The sequence below is a fragment of the Streptomyces sp. NPDC085932 genome, from assembly GCF_044540525.1.
GTDB lineage: Bacteria > Actinomycetota > Actinomycetes > Streptomycetales > Streptomycetaceae > Streptomyces > Streptomyces levis.
The window spans coordinates 193,030-215,156 of record NZ_JBITSJ010000006.1 but is presented as its reverse complement, the minus strand read 5'-3'; the positions used below and the strand labels follow the sequence as shown (position 1 = coordinate 215,156).

Here is a 22,127-nt window from a genome sequence, read left to right as displayed (position 1 = left end):
GGGGGTCCGGGCGGCTCGTGTCGCCCGGGGCCGGGTCAGCCGGCCGGGGTCTGTCCGGCCTTGTCGACGACGTCGACGTCGAGCAACGCCACCTCGTCGGAGCCGAGGTACCGCAGGTCCTTCTCGCCGAAGACCCAGACGTCCCGGTCGTCCCCGTCGCCGAAGGACAGGCCGATCCCCGCCCGGCCCGCCGCGTCCTCGGCGTCGCGCACCACGGTCACGCCCGGGATCCTGGCGGCGGCGCGGTACAGGGCCGCGTCCACCTCGGGCAGCAGCGTGGCGTCCTGCAGCATGGACCCGATCATCTCCAGGGCGGCCTCCTCGTGCGTGGGCCCCTGACCCTGTGTCGCGCTCCAGACGTGGTCGTACAACCGGTCCGTGTCGGTGGGGAGTTCCTCCAGCTCACGGTAGGTGGTGCGGTTCGGATCGGCTTCCAGCGTCATGTCCTCGGTGCGTTCCCCGGAGGGGCCGGACAGCACCGTGATGCGGGCCAGTCCGTCGCGTGTGCCGTCGACGGCGTGCCAGTCGGAGCGCCGGAAGGTGTCCAGGCCCTCGTCCAGGATCTGCCGAGTGCCCTGGGTCAGGGTGTAGACGTACTGGTCGTCCCGCACGCGAGGGGCCTTCCGCGCGGCGGCGACCGTGGCGATGCGGTCGAGCAGCCGGACGGCTTCCGGATCGGTGGACGGTCGCCCGGCTCCGCCGTCGCCCACGGTGAGCACCGCCGCGACGACGACGGCGGCCGTGGCGACGGGCACGGCGATCGCGGCGAACCGCCGGAACGGCCGTGACGGGGAAGGATCTTCGGCGGGGCGAGCGCTCCGCGAGGGCGCTTCCAGGGTGATCTCTCGCATGAGGTGTGCCTCCAACTGGGTCAGGCGGTCGCTCGGCAGGACCGGGTCACCCGGGCTCGGCAACAGCCGTGCCAGCTCTTCGCGTTCGGCGGGGTTCATCGGTATCTCTCCTGTGTCGACCGGGCCGTTGCGGCGCGGTCACTGCGTACCTGTCCGCGGGGACGAGGGCGTCTCGTTTTTTCTTCTCCCACCTGTCCTCCGGGAGGCCGGGCGGCACGGCGCGCGAGTTCGCTCTCGGCCAGGCGCCGCAACCGCTGCCGGGCACGGGAGAGCCGGGACCGCACGGTGCTGACCGGAACACCGAGCGCCACCGCGGCGTCGGCGTAACTCAGACCGGACCAGACGCACAGGGCGAAGACCTCCCGTTCTCGGGGGCGCAGTTGCTCCAGGGCCGCCCGGGCGGCCGCGAGGCGCTCGGTGTCCTCCATGCGGCCGACCAGCGCGTCGGCGAAGTCGGGCTCCGTGTCGGCCACGGAGCGGCGGTCGGGCAGGCGCTCGAGTGCGGCTCTGTGCCGGCGGGCGGCGCGGCGCGTGTTGCGCAGCACGTTGGTGGAGATGCCGAACAGCCAGGCGCGCAGACCGTCGCCGACGTCGTCCTCCTGGCCGGTGCGTGCGGCGAACGCGGCGTCGTCCAGCAGTCTCGACCGCAGCCGCCAGGCCTCCAGGAAGGTCAACGAGACCACGTCGTCGGCCGTGCCCGGGTCACCGAGCCAGCGGGCGGCGTGGCCGTGCACGGCCTGCGCGTGCTCCCGGAAGAGCAGCGCGAAGGCCTGTGCGTCACCGGCCCGTATGCGGGCGCGCAGAGAAAGGTCCACGCTCGGTCCTGTCCGCTCGGCGCGGGCGGTCTCAGTGACGTGGGTCACGCCCGGGAGGCCGGGGCGAGGACGGGCCGCCCGCCCCCGCACGCACCCCTTCGGGAAGCGGTTCCAGGATCCGGCCGAGCAGGTGCGGCGGCGCCGCGGTGATGCCGGCCTGTTCCATGGCCCGCCAGTAGGCGAGGGCCGTGGGACCGTCCACCAGGCCCCGCACCAGCGGCACGTCCGCACCGGAGGCGTGCAGCAGCGACTCCGTCCGGCAGGAGGCCAGGGTGCCGGGCAGCCCGTGCTGGGCCACCGCCTCGGCGGTCGCGACGAGGCCGGGCAGCCCTTCGGCCAGGGTGCGGCGGGTGGTGCCCACCGTGAGCAGGCCCCCGCCCAGGACCAGGACGTCCGCGTCCTCCCGCATGCGGGCGAGGGCCCGGCCGGTGTCGAAGCAGTGCGGGAAGCTGTCGTCCACGACGACGGTGCCGGGGCGCAGCCGGTCGATGTCGATCAGGGCGTTGTGTCCGCTGACGGCCGCGACGATCAGGCCGGCGTCGTGGACCGCGTCGGGCAGGCCGGGGTCCGAGACGTGGACGGCGACGTCGTCGGCGAGGCCGCGTTCCCGTAGCGTCCGCGCCAGGTTCCGCAGGCGCGGGCCGCTGCCGGGCACGTCGCACAGTACGAGACGGGCCGGGGGCCGCTCGGCCAGGCTGAGCAGCAACTCCAGTGAGGAGGCGCCGATGGAGCCGAGTCCGACCACGGCCAGGTCGGTGCCGGCCAGGTCCCGGCCGGTGCCCGACAGCGCGGCGTGCACCGTGCGCACCACGGAGACGACCGTGGCCGCGTGTCCGGTGGTGATCGCCGCGGGTGCGCGGGAGGCGCGCAGCACGTCGAAGCCGTAGCCGGTGAGTGAGGGGATCATGCCGGCCAGGGAGACGCTGCGGGCCCCCAGTGCCGAGGCCGTGGCTACCGCGCGGGCGGTTTGTGCGGCCAGGGCGCCTTCCCCGGCCAGTTCGTCGGCGAACAGCGGGAGGGCGACGAACCCGGACCGGCCCTGTGGGGTGGCGGTCGTCTCCAGCAGCCGGGGAGCGCCGTCCGGGAACAGCAGACGGCGGATCTCCTCGCGTGCCGTCCTGGTCTCCGGCAGGCCCGCGAGCCGCGCCAGCTGGGCGGGCGCGGGCAGGTAGCCGACGAGCGCGGCGTCCAGGTCGTCCTGTACGGCGGGACGCGTGGACCGCCGTACCGGCCGCACGGCACGGGAGACGAGCCGGTGGCGCAGCCCGTCGGCGAAGGCGGCGAGCGCGGGCTCGTCGAACGCCGCCGCCGCACCGCGCACGGTGATCCGAAGCCGGTCCCCGTCCGGCCGCGCCGCGAGGAAGACGTCGGTACCGGCGGCGGGCGGCGTGAAGTCGCTGTCCTCCTCCTCGTCCCGGCGCACGGCCAGGAGGTCGTCGCCGCGCGGGCCCAGGGAGCCGAAGTCGAGGAGGGTGAAGAAGAACTGCGAGGTCAGCGGCAAACCGGCGGCGTCCCGCGGGACGATGTCCTCGTGGATGCGGGCGGCGATCGTCTCGTCCACGACCCTGCGCACGCGCTGCGGGAAGTCGTCGCCGGGCAGGGCCTGTGCGCCGGGCCCGAAGGGGCGGACGGCGACGGCGGTGGCGAACGGCCCGAAGACCCGGTGGATGTCGGGCAGCGGGTGGTCGCGGCCGGACACGGCCAGCCCGATGACCAGGTCCTCCTGGCCGGTCAGGGCGGCGAGCGCCTGGTGGTAGGCGGTGAGCAGCGGCGCGTACAAGGTGGCGCCCGCCTCGGCGGCGATCTTGCGCAGCGCGCCCACGACGGTGGGGTCCAGGACGAAGCTCCGGGACAGGAAGGCGCGCGGGCCGGACGAGAGAGGCTGCTGCTGACCCCCGCTGCCGACCGGGTTCCGCAGGTCCGGCTTGGAGTAGGGCGCGCACAGGTCGGAACGGCGCCGCCGCGCGCCGTCCTCCTCCGGCCGCTGGTGCGCGGACCCCCCATCGAGGCGTTCCGCGTGCTCACGGAACGTGCCGCGCAGCTCGGGCAGTCGGGGTGCCGCACCGCGGTTCAGGGAGTCGTGGACGGTGGTCAGTTCCTCCAGGAGCAGGGCGGCGCTGTAGCCGTCGCCGATGAGGTGATGGGCGTGCACGACGAGCACGTGTTCCTGAGGGGTGAGGCTGAGCACGCTCAGACGCAGCAGGGGCCAGGCCCACGGCTCGAAGCGGCGGCGCCGCTCGTCCCCGATCCGCCGCGCCAGATCCTGTGGTCCGGACACGGTCGCGAAGGTGACCGGCAGACGCAGCGACGGGGGCAGTTCCTGCTGCACCGGCGGCCTCTCCCCGGCGGGGAAGACCGTGCGCAGCATGGGGTGCCGGGCCACGAGGATGTCGACGGCCCGCTGGAAACGCTCCCGGTCGAGCGGGCCGGTCAGCCGCAGCCGGGTCAGCCAGGACGCCCCGCTGCCGGGCGCGAGGGCCTCGGCGAGCAGGAAGCCGCGCTGGCCGGGGGTGACGGGGTAGGCGCCCGGGAACGCCGGGGGTGCCGGGGATGCCGGGGCGAGGTCCCCGGGGGTCAGCGCCGCGTCGTCGGCCCGGGCCGGTGGGGCCTCCTCCCCCGACACCTCCCCACCGGCGGCCTCGGCAGAGACGGCTCGGGCACCGCAGGGCTCGGTATCGACGGCTCGGGCACCGACGGCCCTGGCGTTGGCGGCCTCGGCACCGACGGCCCTGGCATCGGCGGCCTCGGCACCGACGGCCCTGGCATCGGCGGCCTCGGCACCGACCGCATGGGCGTCGACGGCCTCGGCAAGCGCGGCCAGGGTGCGGTGCCGGTAGACGGCCGTGGGCCGGGGCAGCGGGCCGGGGTGCCGACGGGCGAGCAGGTCGAAGACCTGGAGGGCCAGCAGGGAGTCGCCTCCGAGTGCGAAGAAGTCGTCGTGGCGTCCGACCTGGTCGACGCCGAGCACCTCGCACCAGACACGGCCGAGCGACTCCTCCGTGGCACTGCTCCTCTCCGGCAGCGTGCTCCGCGTGCGCGCCGTGTCCGCGGCCGGTGGCCCGACCCTCGCCAGCAGTGCCCGCCGGTCGGTCTTGCCGGTGCCGGTCAGCGGCAGGGAGTCCAGTACGGTGATCCGGGCTGGCACCATGTAGGGCGGCAGGGATTCCCCCAGATACCGCCGCAGCGCTACCGCGTCCACACCGTCCCGCGCCTTCGGTGCCGTGAGCGCGACGAAGGCCAACAGCCGTCCCTCATCGGCCAGTACGGCGGCCTGCGCCACGTCCGGACGGGCCCGCAGGGCGGCCTCGACCTCTCCGGGTTCGACGCGATGCCCTCGTATCTTGACCTGGTCGTCGATCCGGCCGACGAACCGCAGCGCGCCGTCGGGCAGCACTTCCACCCGGTCGCCGCTGCGGTACCAGCGGCGGCCGTCCCGCCGCACGAAGGCGGCCCGGGTCAGCTCCGGTTCGCCCAGGTAACCGGCGGACAGTCCGACGCCGCCGATCAGCAGTTCGCCGGTGCTGCCCGGACCGGCCTGTTCACCGCCGGGGCCGACGACGAGCAGCTCCGTCCCGGCGACGGCACGGCCGATGGGCAGCGCCGTGACCTCGTCGGCGGGGCGTTCGGCGACGACGTGGTAGGTGGCGTTGACGGTCGTCTCGGTCGGCCCGTAGAGGTTCACGATCCGCTGCTCCGGGCCGAACAGGTCGAACCAGCGGCGCACCCAGTCCGCCCAGAGCACCTCCCCGCCGACATGTACCAGGCGCAGCGCGGAGAGGTCCGGCAGTCGCTCACCGCGCCGGAGGCGGTGCTCCGCGGCGGCCAGCAGCCGCTCCCACAGCGACGGCACGGAGCTCCACACGGTGATCCGTGCCCGTGCCACGTGGTCCAGCAGCAGTTCCGGGTCGCGCACCAGGTCGCGGTCCGCGGTCACCACGGTGGCGCCGGTCAGCAGCGGGGCGAGCAGTTGGCGTACGGAGGCGTCGAAGCACGGGGAGGACGTGTTCGCGAGCCGGTCGCCAGGGCCGTAGGCGAAGGTGGTGACGGCCCAGTCGAGGTAGTTCTCCATCGCGCGGAAGGTGATGGGCACGGCCTTGGGACGGCCCGTGGAACCGGAGGTGAAGATGACGTAGGCCGTCGCGTCGAGGTCCGCGGCGGCGCCGTCGGGAAGCTCCTCCGTGGATGCGGAAGGCAGTGGTGCGGAGACCGGTTCGGTACCGGTGGCGGACTCCGTGTCGATGGTCACGGGTACGGCTGTCGCGGCGGTGAGCGCCTGTGCGGCCGGTCGCGTGCGGTCGTCGTGCACGACCACGCGGACCCCGCAGCGGGCCGTCTGCTCCGCCAGCCGGGCCGCCGGATGCTCCGCGTCCAGCGGCACCCAACCGGCGCCCGTCCGCAGGATGCCGACGACGGCGATCACCGTGCCGGGTCCCGGGGAGGTGACCATGCCCACCAAGTCTCCCCGCCGCACGCCCTGTTCGCGCAACCGCAGGGCGAGGTCGCGGGTCGCCGCGTCCAGGTCCCGGTAGGTCAGGGTCAGCCGGCCGTCGTCGACGGCGACCGCGTCGGGACGGGTAAGGAACCGGTCCAGCAGCCGGCCGACGACGGTCGCCCGGGATTCCGCGCCGGATATGGGCGCAGGGAAGCCGTTCCACGCGTCCGGGGAACCGGCGGTTCCGTCGAGGGCGCGCAGCTCCCGTTCGAAGTCGGTCGCGTGCCGGGTCTTCGTGGCTGTGGTGAAGAGGCCCTCGGGGGCGTTCCAGGACAGCCGCAGCAGAGGCCCGTCCTCCCAGACGAGCAGGCTCAGCCGGGTGGCGGCCGAGCCGGTGCCCGCGGCGGTCGGCCGTACGTCGACCGGGCAGTCCGCGTCCAGGGTGGCCGGGAAGCGCGCGAAGCTGAAGCTCGCCGGGCTCACCGCGCGCGGCCCCGAGGCGTCACCCGGCAGGATCCGTGCAAGGTCGAGACTGCTGACGGTGGCGTGCCGCTCGCTCTCCAGCCACGCCAGGCGGACTCGCTCGGCGAGGCGGGGCAGCGGCTCGTCCGGGTCCGTGTCGAGCAACAGCGGCAGGGTGTCGGCGAGGGGGCCGACCAGCCGGTCGAGCCCCGGCAGCCGGGCGTCCCGGCCGGCGCGGGCGACGTTGATCGCGACGGCCCGCTGCCCGCTCCACCGGGCCAGGCAGCGGGCGTAGGCGGCGAGCAGGAGATGGAAGAGGGAGACGTTCCACGCGGAGGCGCGTGCGCGCAGCATGGCGACGAGTTCCTCGTCCAGGGCGCGGTTCACGGCGACGAGGGGGCCGGGGCCCGCCTCGGGGTCGGGACGGCCGTCGTAGGGCAGGGACAGGGGGGTGTGGTCCGCCAGCCGGGCCGTCCAGTGGGCGAGGTCGTCGGCACGGACGGCGGGTCGGCGCGCCTCGGTGGCGTAGGAGGCGAAGTCCGCGGCGGGGGGCAGCGGGGCCGGAGTGCGGCCCAGGGCGAGGTCGGTGTAGAGCGTCCAGAGTTCCGTGCCGAGCGTGTTGAGGCTGTGGCCGTCGGCGGCCACGTGGTGCACGGTGAGGATCAGATGGGCCACCTCGGCGTCCTCGGTCACCAGCAGGGCCCGTACGGGGGGTTCGGCGGTGAGGTTCAGGGGCCGGTTGGCGAGTTCCGTCTCCAGCTCCCGGAGCGCCGCTCCGCCCTCCGGGCACGACCGGGTCTCGAACCACACCTCGGGGTCCGGCATCACGATCTGGTGCGGTGCCCCGCCGTCGTGCCCGACGCGCATCCGGAGCATGCCGTGCCGCTCGGCCAGCGTGGTGAGGGCGCGGCGCAGCAGGGCAGGGTCGAGGGGTCCCCGGACGGTGTGCCGCACCCAACCGCGAGCCGGGGTCCGCGGATACAGCACGCTGCTGGTGTGCAGGGCCAGTTGGACGGCTGTCAGCGGGAACGGCACGCCTTCCGTGGCGGTGGCCGCCGGGACGGGTGCGTCGTCGCGTGGTGCCGCTGTGGGCCTGCCGCCGTCCTCGGCGGGCTGGGCGTCGAGGTGGGCGGTGAGTTCGCGCACCGTGCGGTACTCGAAGAACAGCGTGGCCGGAAGGTCCCGGCCCAGCGCGTGTTCCAGCCGTCGGACCAGGTCGACCGCTGCGAGCGAGTCGAGGCCGAGCGAGAGGAAGGCCTGGTCCTGGTCCACGGCGTCCGGGGACAGGTGCAGGGCCTCGGCCAGGAGGGCGCGTACCAGGTCGCGGGTGCCGGACGTGTCACCCGGGGCGGTAGGCGCGGTGCCTGCGATGGGCGCGGAGGGCATGTTGGGCGCGTTGGGCGCGTTGGGGGCACGGTGGGACTCGGCAGGGCACGCCGGTGTGTACGGCCCCGACGTGGGGGTGGTGTCCCGTTCGGACCCGCCCGCGTCCGTGAGGTCGGCGATGACCAGCTGGGCCGCTTCGACGGCACAGGCCGCGCGCAGCGCGCGCAACGCCTCGGTCGGGGCCAGCGGCTTCCCGACGCCTCGCGAGGGCGTGCCGTCCCCGAGCGCGACGGCGAGCCCGGTCCGGGCGACGGGGCCCAGATTGACGGTCAACCAGCGTCGTCCAGCCGCGCGTTCGGCCGCGGCGAAGGCGTCGAGGAAGGCGTTGGCCGCCGCGTAGTCGCCGAGCGCGCCGGCGGCGCCGGGGAGCACGGAGGCCACCGAGGAGAACGCCACGCACAGCCCGGGGCGGTGCCCGTGACGGTCCAGGGCCCGTGCCAGCAGCCGGGTGCCGTGCACCTTGGCGGCCAGCGAACGGTCCGTGTCCTGCGGACCGGTTCCGCGCAACGACCCCGGCAGCACGACGCCTGCCGCGTGGAAGACGACATCCGGAGCGGGAGTGTCCGCGAAGAGAGCGTCGAGCTGCCGCTCGTCCACCGTGTCGGCCTGCCGGTAGCAGGCGTCGGCCCCGAGCTCGGCGAGTTCGGTGAGCAGCTCGGCGGGGGGCTGCGGGGAGCGGCCGGTGAGGACGAGCGTGGGACGGCCACGTCCGGCGAGGTCCCTGGCGAGTGCCGCACCCAGGCCGCCCGCGCCGCCGGTGATGAGGTACACCCCGTCGGCGGGCAGCGGGCCGCTGGTGTCCGGTGCGGCGATGGGTGGCAGGGGCGCGACGCCCCGCAGCAACCGGGTGCCGCGCCGCCAGGCGGTCACGGAGGTGCCGTCGCTTTCCATGTCCCGCACCTCGGCGAGGACGGCGTCCAGCTGTTGCTCCCTGGTGTCCTGGGAGGACAGGTCCGCGCAGACCAGCCGAGTGCCCTCGGTCTCCTGCGGGAAGGCCAGCGCGAGCCCGGTGAGCAGGGTCTGCTCGGGGCGCGGCCGGGCCTCGCCGTCGGTGCCGGTGCCGTGGGCGTCCTCGGTGAGCACCAGCAGGCGCCGCGCCGCGGCACGGTCGAACTGCCGCACGGTGTCCCGGAATCGGGCTGCGGCGGCCGGTCCGTCGAGGTCCCCTTCGGGCCGTCGCGACAGGTGCACGACGGTGTGGGCGGAGGTCGTGCCCGCGTGCGCCATCGGCACGCCGCGCTCGCCCAGCCAGGTGGACAACTCCCGCACGGCATCGGCGTCGGGCCCGGTGACCAGCGTGACCGGAGCGCCCCCGGCGGGCGGAGTGAGAGGGACGGCTCCGGCGAGCGGGCTGGTGGGGGCCGGTGTCCATGTGACGCGGTGCAGCAGTCGGGTGGCGGGAGGGCCGGGCCGGTAGGTGCGTCGCTGGAAGGGGTACGTGGGCAGCGGCACACGGCGTCCCGTCGGCGCCAGCGCGGCGTGGTCGACGGCGACGCCGCGCGTCCACAACCGGGCGACGGTGCGCAGCAGTTCGCCGCGCCCGCTGCCACGCTCACCCGCCTCCTCGCGGTGTCCGGCGGGCAGGGCGGAGAGCACCGAGACGAGGGCGCCGGACCGGTCAGCGGTGGCGGTGCGCAGGGCGGACGGCAGGTCGGTGCCGGGCCCGATCTCGACGAAGGTGTCGTACCCGTCCTCCGCGAGCCGCCGGGCCGCCGCCCCGAACCGGACGGGGCGCAGCAGGTGTTCGCGCCAGTGGGCCGCGTCCGGGGCGGACTCCCAGTCGGCCGTCAGGGTGCTCAGCAGGGGTATGCGGCCGGTTCCGGGCGACAGCGCCCGCGCGGCGTCGTGCACCGCTCGGGCGGCCGGCTCCATCAGCGGTGAGTGGAAGCCGTGCGAGACCTTGAGCCTGCGCGCGGTGACGCCCCGGGCGGTGAGTGCCGCGACGGCGTCCTGCACCGCCGGCACGGTGCCGGACAGCACCACGCGGCCGGGGGCGTTGCGGGCGGCGACGGCCAGGGCACCGTCCGCGGCGGCGACCAGCCTCTCCACGGCGTCGTCCGCGCCGAGCACGGCGGCCATCGCGCCAGGCTCGGTCAGCTCGGCGATCGCCCGGCCACGCGCGGCGGCGAAGCGCACCGTGTCGGACAGCGACAGCAGGCCGGCGGCGCAGGCAGCGGCCAGTTCGCCGACGCTGTGGCCGGCGACCGCGTCCGGTACGACGCCCCAGGCACCCAACTGGCGGGCCAGCGCCACGCCGTAGGCGACCAGAACGGGCTGGGTGATCTCGGTACGGGCCAGTTCGGCCGGGTCCACGCCGGGATCGGTGCACCAGTCGACGAGGGGACGGCCCCGCACCGGGCCGAGCGCGGTGGACGCCTCGTCGAGGGTGTCCCGGAACACCGGCGCCGTGGCGTACAGCCCCGCCGCCATGCCCGGACGCTGAGCGCCCTGCCCGGGGAAGAGGAAGGCGAGGCGGGGGCGGGTGCGGACGGTTCCGGTGAAGACGTCCGTGTCCGCGGGCGATCCGCTCCCGGCCACGGACGCGTTCACCGCATGATCGCCGGCCGGGGCCTGCTTGCGGGCTGAGGCAGTGGCCTGGCCGGGAGCGGGGTCCGGAGCCTGAGCCTGGGCGGGAGCCGGATCCGGAGCCGGAGCCTGGGCGAGAGCAGGGTCCGGAGCCTGAGCCTGGGCGGGAGCCAGATCCGGAGCCGGAGCCTGGGCGAGAGCAGGGTCCGGAGCCGGAGCCGGGGCCGGGGCCGGGGCGAGAGCAGGATCCGGGGCCTGAGCCTGGGCGAGAGCAGGATCCGGGGCCTGAGCCTGGGCGAGAGCAGGATCCGGGGCCTGAGCCTGGGCGAGAGCAGGATCCGGGGCCGGAGCCTGCGTAGCGGCCCCGGCGACGGCGGCCAGTCGTGCGCGCACGTCGCCGTCCTCGTCGCAGACGAGGGCAAGCCGGTGCCGGTCGTCGTCCCGGGACGTCGCAGCCGTCAGGCACAGGTCGGCCGTGGCGATCCCGGGGTGGGCGTCCAGGTGGGCCGACAGGTCGTGCACGAGGGCGAGCAGCGCCGGCCGGGTGGCGGCGGAGAGCGCCAGCACATGGGGGCCGTCGTCCGGCCGGGGCCCGCGCCGGGGACTGCCGGTGGCCTGCTGGAGGACGGCGTGCGCGTTGGTGCCGCCGAAGCCGAAGGCGTTGATGCCCGCGACCAGCGGGCCCGGCGAGGGCGGTGCGGGCCAGGCCACGAGCCGGTCGGGCACCCGGAACCCGGATGCGGCGACGAGCGCGGCGGGCGGGTCGGCGTGCAGCGAGGGCGGCACCTGGCCGTGGCGCAGCGCCAGTACGACCTTGACCAGACCGGGCAGCGCGGCGGCGTTCAGCAGGTGGCCGATGTTGCTCTTGGCTGAGCCCAGCAGTCGGATGCGTCCGCCCGGCAGCGGCGGGAAGGCGTGGGCGAGCGACTTGAGTTCGACGGGGTCGCCGAGGGCGGTGCCGGTGCCGTGCGCCTCGACGTACGTCACCTCGGCCGGGTCGACGCCGGCCGCCGTGTGGGCGGCGGTGATGACCTCGCGCTGGCGGACGGGGTTGGGTGCCATGAGGCTGAGCGAGGTGCCGTCGTTGTTGACGGCGGTGCCGCGCACCAGGGCGAGCAGGTCGTCTCCGGCACGCCGGGCGTCCTCCTCCCGCCGCAGGACGAGCACCGCGCCGCCCTCGCCGGGCACGAACCCGTCGGCGCCCGCGGCGAACGCCCGGCTGCGCCCGGTCGGCGACAGGGCCCGGGCGGCGTGCAGCATCCGGTGCGCGGTGGGAGTGAGATGCAGGTTGACGCCGCCGACCAGGGCGATGTCGCACTCGCCCGCGGTGAGACTGCGACGGGCCAGGTGCAGGGCGACCAGGGCGGAGGAACAGGCGGTGTCCACGGCCAGGGCGGGTCCGTCGAGGTCGAAGTACTGGGCGACGCGGGCGGCGAGGAGGTTGGGGAGGTTCCCGGTGAGCGCCGAGGGCGGCAGGTCCGTGCCGTCGCCTGCGGCTGCCCGGTCCAGCAGTTCCCGGTAGCCGCTGTCCCCCGTCGTCGTGAAGACGCCGATGCGGTGGGCGCGGCGGCGCGGTCCTGCGTATCCGGCGCGCTCCAGGGCCTCGTGCGCCAGCTCCAGGAGAAGGCGGGCCTGTGGGTCGAGGGTGCGGGCCTCCCCCTCGGACATGCCGAAGCGGTCGGCGTCGAAGGCCGTCGGGTCCTTGAGGAAGGCACCCCAACGGGCCGCCGGCACCCGGTCACCGTCCCAGCGGTGCGGCGGCACGGGGGTGACGAGGTCCCGCCCCTCGGCGAGCAGCCGCCAGTAGGCCTCGGGCGTGTCCGCACCGGGGAACCGGCAGGCCAGACCGACGACGGCGAGAGCCTCGCGCCCCAGCCGTTCCGGCTCGCGGATCCTCCGCTCCGGGTGGTCGGAGGGATACGCGCTGGGCGCAGCGTACGGGTCGCCCTGTTCGATGGCCTCCGCGCCGCTGTCCGCCGGTCGTGCGGGTCGGGTCAGGAGGTGGTCGACGAGTCCGGCCACCGTGTCGGTCCCGGCACGCAGCGCCGCCGTCTCCAGGGGCGCGCCGAAGGCATCCTCCAGCGCGGCCAGTACCTCCATGGCCTTCAACGACGTGCCGCCCAGCGCTCGGAACGAGGCGTGGGGGTCGATGCGCGAGCCGTCCGTCCCCAGCACCTCGGCCCACACCTCGCGCACCACCTGCTCGGTGGCCGCCCGCGACCGCGGCACGCCGGCTCCGCCCGGAGCGCGCCGTCCGGCGGGAGGGGCCGGAGCGGGGCCACGACGGCGTACGACGACCCGCGTGTAGCGGCCTGCCTCGAACCGGTCGCGCAGCACGTGGCGGCGCACCTTGCCGCTGGTGGTGCGCGGGAACTGGCCGGGCGGCAGGGCGACGACCCGCACGTCGTCGTGGAAGAGCGCTTCCCCCACCCGGGCGGCGACCCGTTCCAGCACCTCGTCGGCCGTGCGCGGCGGGCGGGACCAGGAGACGAAGACCACGACGCGCTCGCCGCCGGTGTCCGGGTCGGTGGACCCGACGACCGCGGCCGTGCCGGGGGGCAGCCCGGGCGTGGCCGCGGCGACGTCCTCCAGGTCGGCGGCGTGGTGCTTCAGACCGTTCAGGAACAGCACGTCCTTGTGCCGGCCGGTGACGCACAGCCGTCCGTCCCGGAGGAAGCCCATGTCCCCGGTGCGCAGCCAGCCCTCGGCGGTGAAGGCGGCGGCGGTGGCGTCGGGCAGAGCCCGGTAGCCGCGTGCTGTCTGGGGACCGCGCACCTGGATGTGCCCGACGCGGCGGTCGCCGAGCTCACGCCCGGAGTCGTCGACGATCCGGACGGCACACCCGGGCACGGGGTGGCCCAAATCCATCAGTTCGACGGCCGCGCCCTCGGCGTCCGGGGAGTCCTGGACGTCCACCGCGCGTCCCCGTCCTAGCGCGGCCCGGTCCAGCGCCCGTGGTTCGGCGGTCTCGCCCGGGGGCGGGAACGTCACGGCGAGCGTGGCCTCGGCCAGGCCGTACACCGGCTGGAGGGCGTGCGGCGCCAGTCCGGCGGGCCGGGTGCGGCGGGCGAAGGCGCGCCAGACGGACGCGGAGATGGGTTCGGCGCCCACGACGACCCGGCGGACCGCGGTGAGGTCGAAGCGGGCCATGTCCTCGTCGGACAGGCGCCGCGTCACGAGCGCGAGCGCGAAGTTGGCGGCCGACAGGTGCGTCGCCCGGTGGGCGGTGGCCGTCTCGAACCAGATCGCGGGCCGCCGCGCGAACGTCAGGGGCCCGATCTTGACCTGCTTGGCACGGGCGGCGAGGGGCGCGAGGTGCGTGCCGATCAGGCCCATGTCGTGGAAGTAGGGCATCCAGCTCACCACGACGTCGTCGGGACCGAGGTCGGACACGGCCAGGATCTGACGCAGGTTGGCGGTGACCGCGGCATGGGTCAGTTCGACGCCCTTCGGCGCACCGGTGCTGCCCGAGGAGAACTGCACGAAGGCCAGACCGTCGGGCGCGCATGCGCTGGGCCCGCCCAGGTCGTCGCCGTGACGCACCTCCTCCAGCCGCAGCACGGCCGCTCCGGTGGGCAGGTCCCGCAGCATGCCCTCGCCTGCTGTGTCCACGAACAGCGGTGGCCGGTCCAGGTGTTCCCAGACGGGCATGACCCGGCGGACGTCCGCGGCGAGCGGCACGGGGACCAGGTCCGCGCCGATCAGGCCCCAGAACATGACCTGGAAGTCCTCGCTGCGGTCGGCGATCAGCGGTACGCAGGTGCCGGGCCGGACGCCGGCGGCACGCAGCCCTCCGGCGACCCGCCGGGCGGCGGTCAGCAAGTCCCGGTAGGTCACCTCGACTTCGCTGCCGTCGCCGCGCACATGCGCGGTCACCTGCTCGGGCCGCTCACCGGCAGCGTCCCGCAGGACCTTCCACAGGGTGTCGTCGCTCATGGTCCGTTCTCGAGGTCGGGCCCCGGCACGGGCGGTCCGTCCGTACGGCGTCGTGAGGGAAGCCGTGAGGCAGTGCCTGGGGCGTTCCGCGGCACGCATCGCCGGGACGCCGCAGGCCCGTGCCGGACGGTGGTGCGGAGGCCGCCGTGTGCCGACTCGCCGGCCGCCCTCACCCTACGGGATCGGTGCGGGCCACTCACGGCGGCTCTTCGCCCTGGTCACCGGGTCCTTCCGGCATGCGGCGCCCGGTGCCGCCCCCGGACTCGGTGCACCGGGCGGACGGTCCTCCGTGCCTGCGGAGGGTCGGCGGCCCCGCTCAGCTGTCCCTGGCCCGGTCCCGTGCGCCGAGGGACCCCAGCAGGGCGAGGGCGTCGGCGGACGGCGAGCCGGGCTCGGCCTGGAGGACCACGAGTTGCTGCCCCGGCGCACTGCGGACGGCGAACGCCTCGTGCCGCAACTCCATGACCCCCACCGCGGAGTGGTGCACCTGCTTCACCTCGTACGGCGGGACGCGGATGTGGTCGCGTGCCCACAGTGAGCGGAACTCAGCGCTGCGGATGGACAGTTCGCCGACGAGCCGCAGGATCCGGGGGTCGTCCGGTGTGTTTGCTGCCGCCTGCCGCAAGTCGGCCACCGCCCGGTACGCGGCACGGTCGGTGTCGCGGTAGAACGTCCTGGCCACCGGATCCAGGAACAGCATGCGCAGCACGTTGTCGCACTGGCCGAAGTCCGCGTACAGCGCCTCGGCCAAGGGGTTCGTGGCCAGCATGTCCTGGGCGTGCCCGATGACGAAGGCAGGTGTGCCCGTCCAGCTGTCGATCAGCTCCCGCAGGTGGGGGGCGACGCGTTCCACCCGTGCCGGAGACGTGGTCCGGCGGCCGGCCGGCCGGGCCAGGCCGTGCAGACGGCGGGTGTCCTGTTCGCCGAGGCGCAGCGCACGTGCCACCGCGTCCAGGACCCGGCGCGAGGGACGGGCCTCCCGCCCCTGTTCGAGCCGCACGTAGTAGCTCGTGCTGACGCCCGCCAGCGCGGCCACCTCGTCCCGCCGGAGACCGGGCACTCTGCGACGGCCGTGGCTGCTGAGCCCCACGTCCGCGGGGGTGAGGCGTTCCCGGCGGGAGCGGAGAAACGGGCCCAGCCCTGTGCTTGTGGCCGGGTCCGTGTCCGGGTCCGTGTCGGGGTGCGGGTTGTCCATATGTCGAGGCTAGGGCGGACGGGCCGCGTGAGGACCGGTCCAGAGGGGGTGCATCGCACCCAGGATCGTCCCTCTCCCCACCTCCTCGGCGGCCGAAACGCGTCTAGCCTTGTCGGCATGAGCAATGGGACGCCCCTGGGTGATTTCCTCAGAGCCCGTCGAGAGGCCCTGAAGCCGCACGACGTCGGTCTGCCCGAGCACGGGCGGAGGAGGGTGCCCGGGCTGCGCAGGGAGGAAGTCGCGCTCCTGGCCGGAGTCAGCTCCGACTACTACGTCAGGCTGGAGCAGGGACGCGAGAGCAGCCCGTCCCCGCAGGTCGTCGAAGCGGTGGCGCAGGCGTTGCGACTGGACGCGGAGGCCACCGACCATCTGAACCGGCTGTGCCTGGCCGCCTCCCGGCGTCCGCGCGACCGGGGAAGCCGGGGCGGCCAGGGTGGCCAGGATCAGGTCAGCCGACAGTTGCTGGAGCTGATGGACGGCTGGGAGCACACTCCGGCGTTCGTCCTCGGACCCGCCCTCGACGTCCTGGCGGGGAACTCCCTGGCCTCGGCCCTGCACCGGGGGTTCGAGCGGTTCGACAACCTCGCGCGCATGGTCTTCGTCGACCCCGCGGGCCGCGCCTTCTACCAGGAGTGGGAACGCGCGGCGCACTCCTGCGTCGCCGAGCTGAGGGCCGCCTACGGCCACGATCCGACGGCGGAGCGGATCAACGCCGTGGTCGGCGAACTGTGCGACGCCAGTGCGGAGTTCGCGGCGCTCTGGCGGTTGCACGAGGTCAAGGGCAAGTCGCAGGAGGGCAAGCACCTCAGGCACCCCGAGGTGGGCGACCTGCACATCAGGTTCGCGGCGTTCACCGTCAACGGCGCTCCGCATCAGCAGCTGGTCGTCTACCAGGCCGAACCGGCGAGCCCGACGGCGGCCGCCTTCGAGGCGCTGCGGGCCATGGCCACGCCTCCGGTACCTGCTCGGACGTCCCCGGCCCTCGATTCGGGCACAGGCGACCAGTGACCGTCGCATGACGAGCCGGCCGGTCCCCGCCCGTCCTGGGTGGTGACCGGCCGGCTCGTCAGCTCGTCAGTGGCAGAGCAGCGCCTGCCCTTCCCGGGCGCCGGGCCGGATCAGTCCACGACCCGGCTGGTCGGCCGGTAGTTCCACGGCTCGTACTCGGGGTGCCGGGCGGCCCACCCGGCTATGAAGGGGCACACCGCGAGGAACTTGGTGTCCGCGTCCCTGGCCATGTCCAGCGCCGCCCTGGCCAGCGCCGACCCCACGCCACGTCCCTCGTAGGCGGGCTCGACCTCGGTGTGGACGAAGGCGATCACCTGCTTGGCCGGGATGTACTCGGCGATCCCCGCGAGCTTCCCGTCCACGTGGGCCTCGATGCGCTTGTTGTCGTCGTCCCGGACGATGGTGACGTCGGACTTGGCACCCGCCATGGATGTCTCCGTTCCTGGGCGGCCCCTGCCCCGTGATCGAGGGCGGGTGACCGGCTGCCTTCGTGCTCGGCGATGCCCGGGGCGCGCCTCGGCGATGGTCGCCTTCGGCGGTCGGCCGCCCCGGTCGGCGCGGGTGAGCGTGGACGGCCATTGTCCCTCACCCGCGGTCCGCCGAGCGTAGGTGCACGTCTCCCGCGCGACAGCCTGTCGACAGCCGGTCGGCGACAGGCGACCTCCTCCGAGGCGCGGCCGGCGGACCGGTCGGCGGACCGGCCGGACCCGGCTCATGTCTCCCGGGACGCCCCCGGAGTGTCGCCTTCGCGGTACAGCACGAGGTGCTCGTGGTAGAGCACTCCGTCCCGAACGTCGCCGGTGGCGGTGAAACCGGTGTCGTCGACGTAGTCGATGTGGTCGCCGGTGACGGTATAGCGGCCGGTGTAGGCGCTCTTGCGACTGCCCCGGGCCTCGTCGTAGCGGCCGTCGGGGAGCAGTTCCTGCCGGATGTGGCCGTCGGCGGTGACCCACATGCCTACGAAGGGGTGAGGTGTGTCGGTGTTCATGCCTCCACGCTCCTGCTCGGGCGGCAGGCCGGCCAGGCCGGGGCGTTCCTGGGAGTCGCACACCCAGGACAAGTGCGGCCTTCATGCCATGACGGCGGCCGCCCAGACTCGAATCCGCAAGCGGAAGTCCCCACCCGGGGAAGCAACAGGAAAGGCATGTCCCATGGCTATCTGGTTCGTGACCGGCGCCTCTCGCGGAATCGGTGCGGAGATCGCTCGTGCCGCACTGTCCGCCGGGAACAAGGTGGTGGTCGCCGTGCGTGATCCGGAGCGGGTGCCCGACGATCTGAGGCCGTCCGGCAACGTGTTCCCCGTGGCGTTGGACGTCACCGACAACGACAGCATTCCCGGCGCGGTCCAGGCGGCGGTCGACCGATTCGGCGGGATCGACGTCCTGGTGAACAACGCCGGCCGCGGCCTGCTCGGCGCTCTGGAGGAGATCTCGGACGCCGAGGCGCGTTCCTTGTTCGACCTGAACGTGTTCGGCCTCGTCAACGTCACTCGCGCGGTCCTGCCCGTCATGCGCGGGCAGGGCCACGGCAAGCTGGTGCACATCGGCTCCCGGTCGGGCTTCGAGGGCGAACCGGGTGTCAGCCTGTACTCGGCGTCCAAGTTCGCCGTCGCGGGCATCAGCGAGGCCCTGTCGGCCGAGATGGCCCCGTTCGGCATCCAGTCCATGGTGGTCGAACCCGGTGTGTTCCGCACGGACTTCCTCGACGCCAGCTCCCTGTCGGTGGCCGCCGACCGCATCGCGGACTACGACGGCACCCCGGCGCACGTGACGCTCGACTGGATCGACCAGGCCAACCACGCCCAGCTCGGCGACCCCGTCAAGGGCGCGGCCCTCATCGTCGAGGTCACCTCCGGCCGGCGGCTGCCCACTCACCTCTACCTGGGCCGTGACACCCTCGAACGCCTTGAGGTCAAGATCCGGCAGATCCGCGACGACCTGGAGCCCTGGCGCGAGAAGTCCGCGGCCACGGCCCACGACGACGCCGCCTGACCGGCGAGGCCGGCACGCCCACGGCAGGCCCCGGGCCGGACGGGCGGAACCCCGATTCCTTGCCGCCGGCCCGGGACCGCCCCCCTCCTCACACCAACTCGCACGAATTCGAGGTTTCCTCATGTCCGCACTGCTCACCGGAACTCCCCTGGCCGGCCGCGTCGCCGTCGTCTCCGGCGCCTCCAGCGGCATGGGCGCGGTGACCGCCGAACGTCTCGCCCAACTGGGCGCCTCCGTGGCGGTTCTGGCCCGCCGCAAGGACCGTCTCGACGCCCTCGTGCAGGACATCGAGGCCGCCGGCGGCAGCGCGCTCGCCCTGGCAGTAGACGTCACCGACCGCGAGGCCGTCCAGGCGGCCGCCCAGCAGGTCGCCGACCGCCTCGGCCGGGCCGACCTGGTCTTCAACAACGCCGGCGTCCAGCTCATCTCCGGCATCGAGGAGCTCAAGGTCGACGAGTGGCAGCGTCAGATCGACCTCAACATCACCGGTCTGATGAACGTCATCGCCGCCTTCCTGCCCCACCTCACCGCGGCCGCCGCCGACGGAAGGCCCGCCGACCTCGTCAACACCTCCTCCATCGCCGCCACCCGCATCCTGGAGAAGTTCTCCGTCTACTCGGGCACCAAGGCCTACATCAGCCACCTCACGCGGCTGCTCCGCGTCGAACTGGGTCCCCGGATGGTCCGCGTCGCCACCATCGAACCCGGCATGGTCGACACCGAACTGCCCGACCATGTCATCGATCCCGACGCCTCGGAGCTGATGGCCGGTCTCCTCCACGACATCGACGTCCTCCAGGGCGCCGACATCGCCGAGACCGTCGCCTTCATGGCCGCCGTCCCCCGCCACGTCAACCTCACGGAGATCACCGTCCTGCCCACCGCCCAGGCCGTCTAGCACCGTCACCCGGCCGTCAACTCGGTGAGCCCGTACGGCCTCAGGCCGTGCTCCTGCCGATGTCGTCGCGTCGTTTCCCGCGCCGTGCCGCCGGTTGTCCCCTGACAACTCGCGCCGTGCGTGCGGCGGAGGAGGCAACATGGCGGGAACAATCCGCCTCGCCCATCCGTACCATGCCTACACCAAGGCGTCTTGCGGCCCGGGCGACAGGTGTCACCCGCCGTGCGCCTCCCACGCCGAGGAAAGGAAAGCACCATGCCCGAGACGACAACTGCCACCACGGAACTGGCATCGCAGTACATCGCACAGGTGTCCGGCGATCTGGAAGCCAACGTCAAGGAGCAGGAACGCATCAGTGCGGAGATCGCCTCGCTGCAGGAGCAGCTCGCGTCCTTGCAGCACGACCACGGTGTCCTGCTGAGCATGCAGCAGGCCCTCGGCATCTCGCAGGCGGCGGCAGCGTCAGCCGCCGCCGAGGCCACGAGTGCCACGGTGCCCGCGCCGCGAGGCAAGAAGGACGGCACGGCGGCCGGCGGAAAGCAGAAGGCAGGCAGGTCCACGGCGACGTCGGCGAAGAAGACGGCGAGGAAGCCCGCGGCCAAGAAGACGGCCACCACCAGGACAGCCGCCGGCAGGACGGCCCCTGCCAAGACAGCGACCGCAAAGACGGCCCCTGCCAAGGCGGCGACCGCAAAGACAACCACCACCAAGACAGCGACCGCCAAGACAGGGGCCGCCAAGACGGCCGAGCCCACGCTCGTCGAGCTCATCCGGCGCCATCTCGGCGAGCAGAAGGAACCGCGCTCCGCCGCGGAGGTCTCCACCGCGCTCGGCCAGGCCCACCCCGAGCGCGACATCTCCGCGAAGGTCGTCCGTCTCACGCTCGAAGGTCTCGTCGCCAAGAGCCAGGCCGAGCGCTCCAAGCAGGGCAGGTCCGTCTTCTACTCCGCGCCCGCCGGCAAGGCGGCGGCCACACCCGCCCCCGAGGCACAGGCCGACGCCACGGACGACTGACGGAGCAGGGGCTGCCCGGCCCCTGCCCTCGGGCCGGTCAGCGCCGGCGACCCCGCGCGGCCCAGCCGCTGCCGACCCCCGCCACGTGCAGGGCGAGCAGCCCGAGACCGATCAGCATGACGTTGGTCGAGGTGAAGACGTCGTTCGTGGAGATCTCCGCCGCGTTGATGAGGAAGGCGAGGAAGAACAGGACCGCCGCGATGATGCCCAGCACGGTGTGCCTCCTTGGGTGGGGTGGTGTCTGCCGTGGATTGCTGTCTCGCGTATGCCCCCGGCGGTTCCCCTCACGCCCGGCCAGGCCTGCCGGGACGCGGTGGTGATGTGTGCCCCGTACAGTTGGTGCGGGGTCCCTCGTCCCCGCCGCACCTCTCCGTACAGGAGCATCCATGCACCACCCGTCCGGCGCCCCGGACGACGACTCCGACGCACTGTTCGGGCTCGACGCCCTCGGTCCCGAGCCTGCGGAGACCGGGCAGCGTCCCTCCTTCCGCACCTCCGCGGCGGCCCGCCGGCTGCTGCCCGTGCGGGAGATCTACGCCGAGCCCGCGGCTGCCGCCTCCCCGCGCGGCAGGCAGATCAGCGCCCGGTTCCCGGACGCGCGGATGACCACGGTGGACTCCCACTGGCGCATTCCCGGGCTGCACGGCAACGAGGGCAACGTGGACCGCTGGGTGCGCGTCAAGGGCGAGACCCTGGTCCTGGGCGAGAAGAAGACCCTCACCACGCGGCCCAACGGCCGCTCGGCCGACTGGATCGCTCCCGGCGCCTCCAACGGCTGCGCCATGGCCTGCGCCTACTGCTACGTGCCGCGGCGCAAGGGGTACGCCAATCCCATCACCGTCTTCACCAACATCGACCGGATCGTCGCCCACGTGGGCCGGCACGTGGCGCGTCAGGGACGCAAGCCCGAGCCGAACCAGTGCGACCCCGAGGTGTGGGTGTACGACATCGGCGAGAACGGCGACTGCTCGGTCGACGCGCTGATCTGCGACAACACCGCGGATCTGGTGAACGCCTTCCGCCAGTGGCCGACGGCCAAGGCGTCCTTCGCCACCAAGTTCGTCAATCCCGACCTGCTGGCCCTGGACCCGAGGGGCCGCACCCGTGTCCGGTTCTCGGTGATGCCCGGGGACGACGCCCGGCTGCTCGACGTGCGCACCTCGCCCGTGGCCGAGCGGATCGGCGCGGCGGCGGACTTCCTGGACGCGGGGTACGAGGTGCACTTCAACCTCTCCCCGGTGGTCCTGCGCCCCGGCTGGCAGGACGCCTGGACGGAGCTGCTCACGCACCTCGACGACGTCCTGCCCCGGCGGGTGAAGGAGCAGGCGGCCGCAGAGGTGATCATGCTCACCCACAACCAGGACCTGCACGAGGTCAATCTCGGCTGGCACCCCCGGGCCGAGGACGTCCTGTGGCGGCCGGAACTCCAGCAGGCCAAGCGCTCCGAGAACGGCGCCCTGAACGTCCGCTACCGCAACCAGGTCAAGGCCGAGGCCGTACAGACCCTGCGCACCCTGATCGACCACCACGCACCGTGGTTGCGGGTCCGCTACGCCTTCTGAGCGGCGGAAGGCCTGCGAGACAACATGCGGCTGCGGCGACAGGCCCGGCGG

At 74.0% G+C, this 22,127-nt stretch carries 12 protein-coding genes and 1 pseudogene; 6 read left to right on the top strand and 7 right to left on the bottom strand.

The window, feature by feature from the left end; genetic code table 11:
* Window positions 1–35 precede the first annotated feature (35 nt).
* The 4 genes from ACIGAQ_RS28285 to ACIGAQ_RS28270 all read right to left on the bottom strand — a co-directional run bounded on the left by ACIGAQ_RS28285 (window position 36) and on the right by ACIGAQ_RS28270 (window position 15,603).
* Window positions 36–950, bottom strand: coding sequence for a CU044_5270 family protein (locus tag ACIGAQ_RS28285; RefSeq protein ID WP_399787573.1), 915 nt, complete (start codon window positions 948–950; stop codon window positions 36–38).
* Window positions 947–1,666, bottom strand: coding sequence for an RNA polymerase sigma factor (locus ACIGAQ_RS28280; protein WP_399787570.1), 720 nt, complete (start codon window positions 1,664–1,666; stop codon window positions 947–949). The genes ACIGAQ_RS28285 and ACIGAQ_RS28280 overlap by 4 nt, the downstream gene beginning before the upstream one ends.
* Before the next feature lie 31 nt (window positions 1,667–1,697).
* Window positions 1,698–14,408, bottom strand: coding sequence for an amino acid adenylation domain-containing protein (locus ACIGAQ_RS28275; protein ID WP_399787567.1), 12,711 nt, complete (start codon window positions 14,406–14,408; stop codon window positions 1,698–1,700).
* Between the two features lie 316 nt (window positions 14,409–14,724).
* Entirely contained in the window at window positions 14,725–15,603 is an 879-nt protein-coding gene (locus ACIGAQ_RS28270; protein ID WP_399787564.1) for a helix-turn-helix transcriptional regulator, read from the bottom strand.
* Here ACIGAQ_RS28270 and ACIGAQ_RS28265 point away from each other — a divergent pair.
* Window positions 15,604–15,963, top strand: a pseudogene (locus ACIGAQ_RS28265) (helix-turn-helix domain-containing protein); the annotation flags it as partial.
* Window positions 15,964–16,074: 111 nt separating this feature from the next.
* A complete protein-coding gene (locus ACIGAQ_RS28260; RefSeq protein ID WP_399788433.1) occupies window positions 16,075–16,611 on the top strand; it encodes a transcriptional regulator in 537 nt (178 codons plus the stop codon).
* Window positions 16,612–16,721: 110 nt separating this feature from the next.
* Here the strand turns inward: ACIGAQ_RS28260 and ACIGAQ_RS28255 are convergent, their stop codons facing one another.
* Window positions 16,722–17,039: a GNAT family N-acetyltransferase gene (locus tag ACIGAQ_RS28255; protein ID WP_311678588.1), complete on the bottom strand. Its 318-nt coding sequence runs from the start codon at window positions 17,037–17,039 to the stop codon at window positions 16,722–16,724.
* A 284-nt stretch (window positions 17,040–17,323) separates the two neighbouring features.
* A complete protein-coding gene (locus tag ACIGAQ_RS28250) occupies window positions 17,324–17,599 on the bottom strand; it encodes an Atu4866 domain-containing protein (protein WP_362280146.1) in 276 nt (91 codons plus the stop codon).
* Between the two features lie 163 nt (window positions 17,600–17,762).
* Between ACIGAQ_RS28250 and ACIGAQ_RS28245 the strand changes: the two genes are divergently transcribed.
* From ACIGAQ_RS28245 to ACIGAQ_RS28235, 3 genes are all read left to right on the top strand, one after another.
* Entirely contained in the window at window positions 17,763–18,602 is an 840-nt protein-coding gene (locus tag ACIGAQ_RS28245; RefSeq protein ID WP_311678591.1) for an SDR family NAD(P)-dependent oxidoreductase, read from the top strand.
* Between the two features lie 121 nt (window positions 18,603–18,723).
* Window positions 18,724–19,500, top strand: coding sequence for an SDR family oxidoreductase (locus tag ACIGAQ_RS28240; RefSeq protein WP_399787559.1), 777 nt, complete (start codon window positions 18,724–18,726; stop codon window positions 19,498–19,500).
* A gap of 255 nt (window positions 19,501–19,755) precedes the next feature.
* A complete protein-coding gene (locus tag ACIGAQ_RS28235) occupies window positions 19,756–20,514 on the top strand; it encodes a hypothetical protein (protein WP_399787556.1) in 759 nt (252 codons plus the stop codon).
* A gap of 37 nt (window positions 20,515–20,551) precedes the next feature.
* On the opposite strand, the gene ACIGAQ_RS28230 is transcribed toward ACIGAQ_RS28235, so the two are convergent.
* Complete coding sequence (locus ACIGAQ_RS28230; RefSeq protein WP_311678598.1) at window positions 20,552–20,728, bottom strand: hypothetical protein; 177 nt, start codon at window positions 20,726–20,728, stop codon at window positions 20,552–20,554.
* Window positions 20,729–20,900: 172 nt separating this feature from the next.
* Between ACIGAQ_RS28230 and ACIGAQ_RS28225 the strand changes: the two genes are divergently transcribed.
* Window positions 20,901–22,076, top strand: a complete 1,176-nt coding sequence (locus ACIGAQ_RS28225; RefSeq protein ID WP_399787553.1) for a spore photoproduct lyase family protein — start codon at window positions 20,901–20,903, stop codon at window positions 22,074–22,076.
* Window positions 22,077–22,127: the final 51 nt, after the last annotated feature.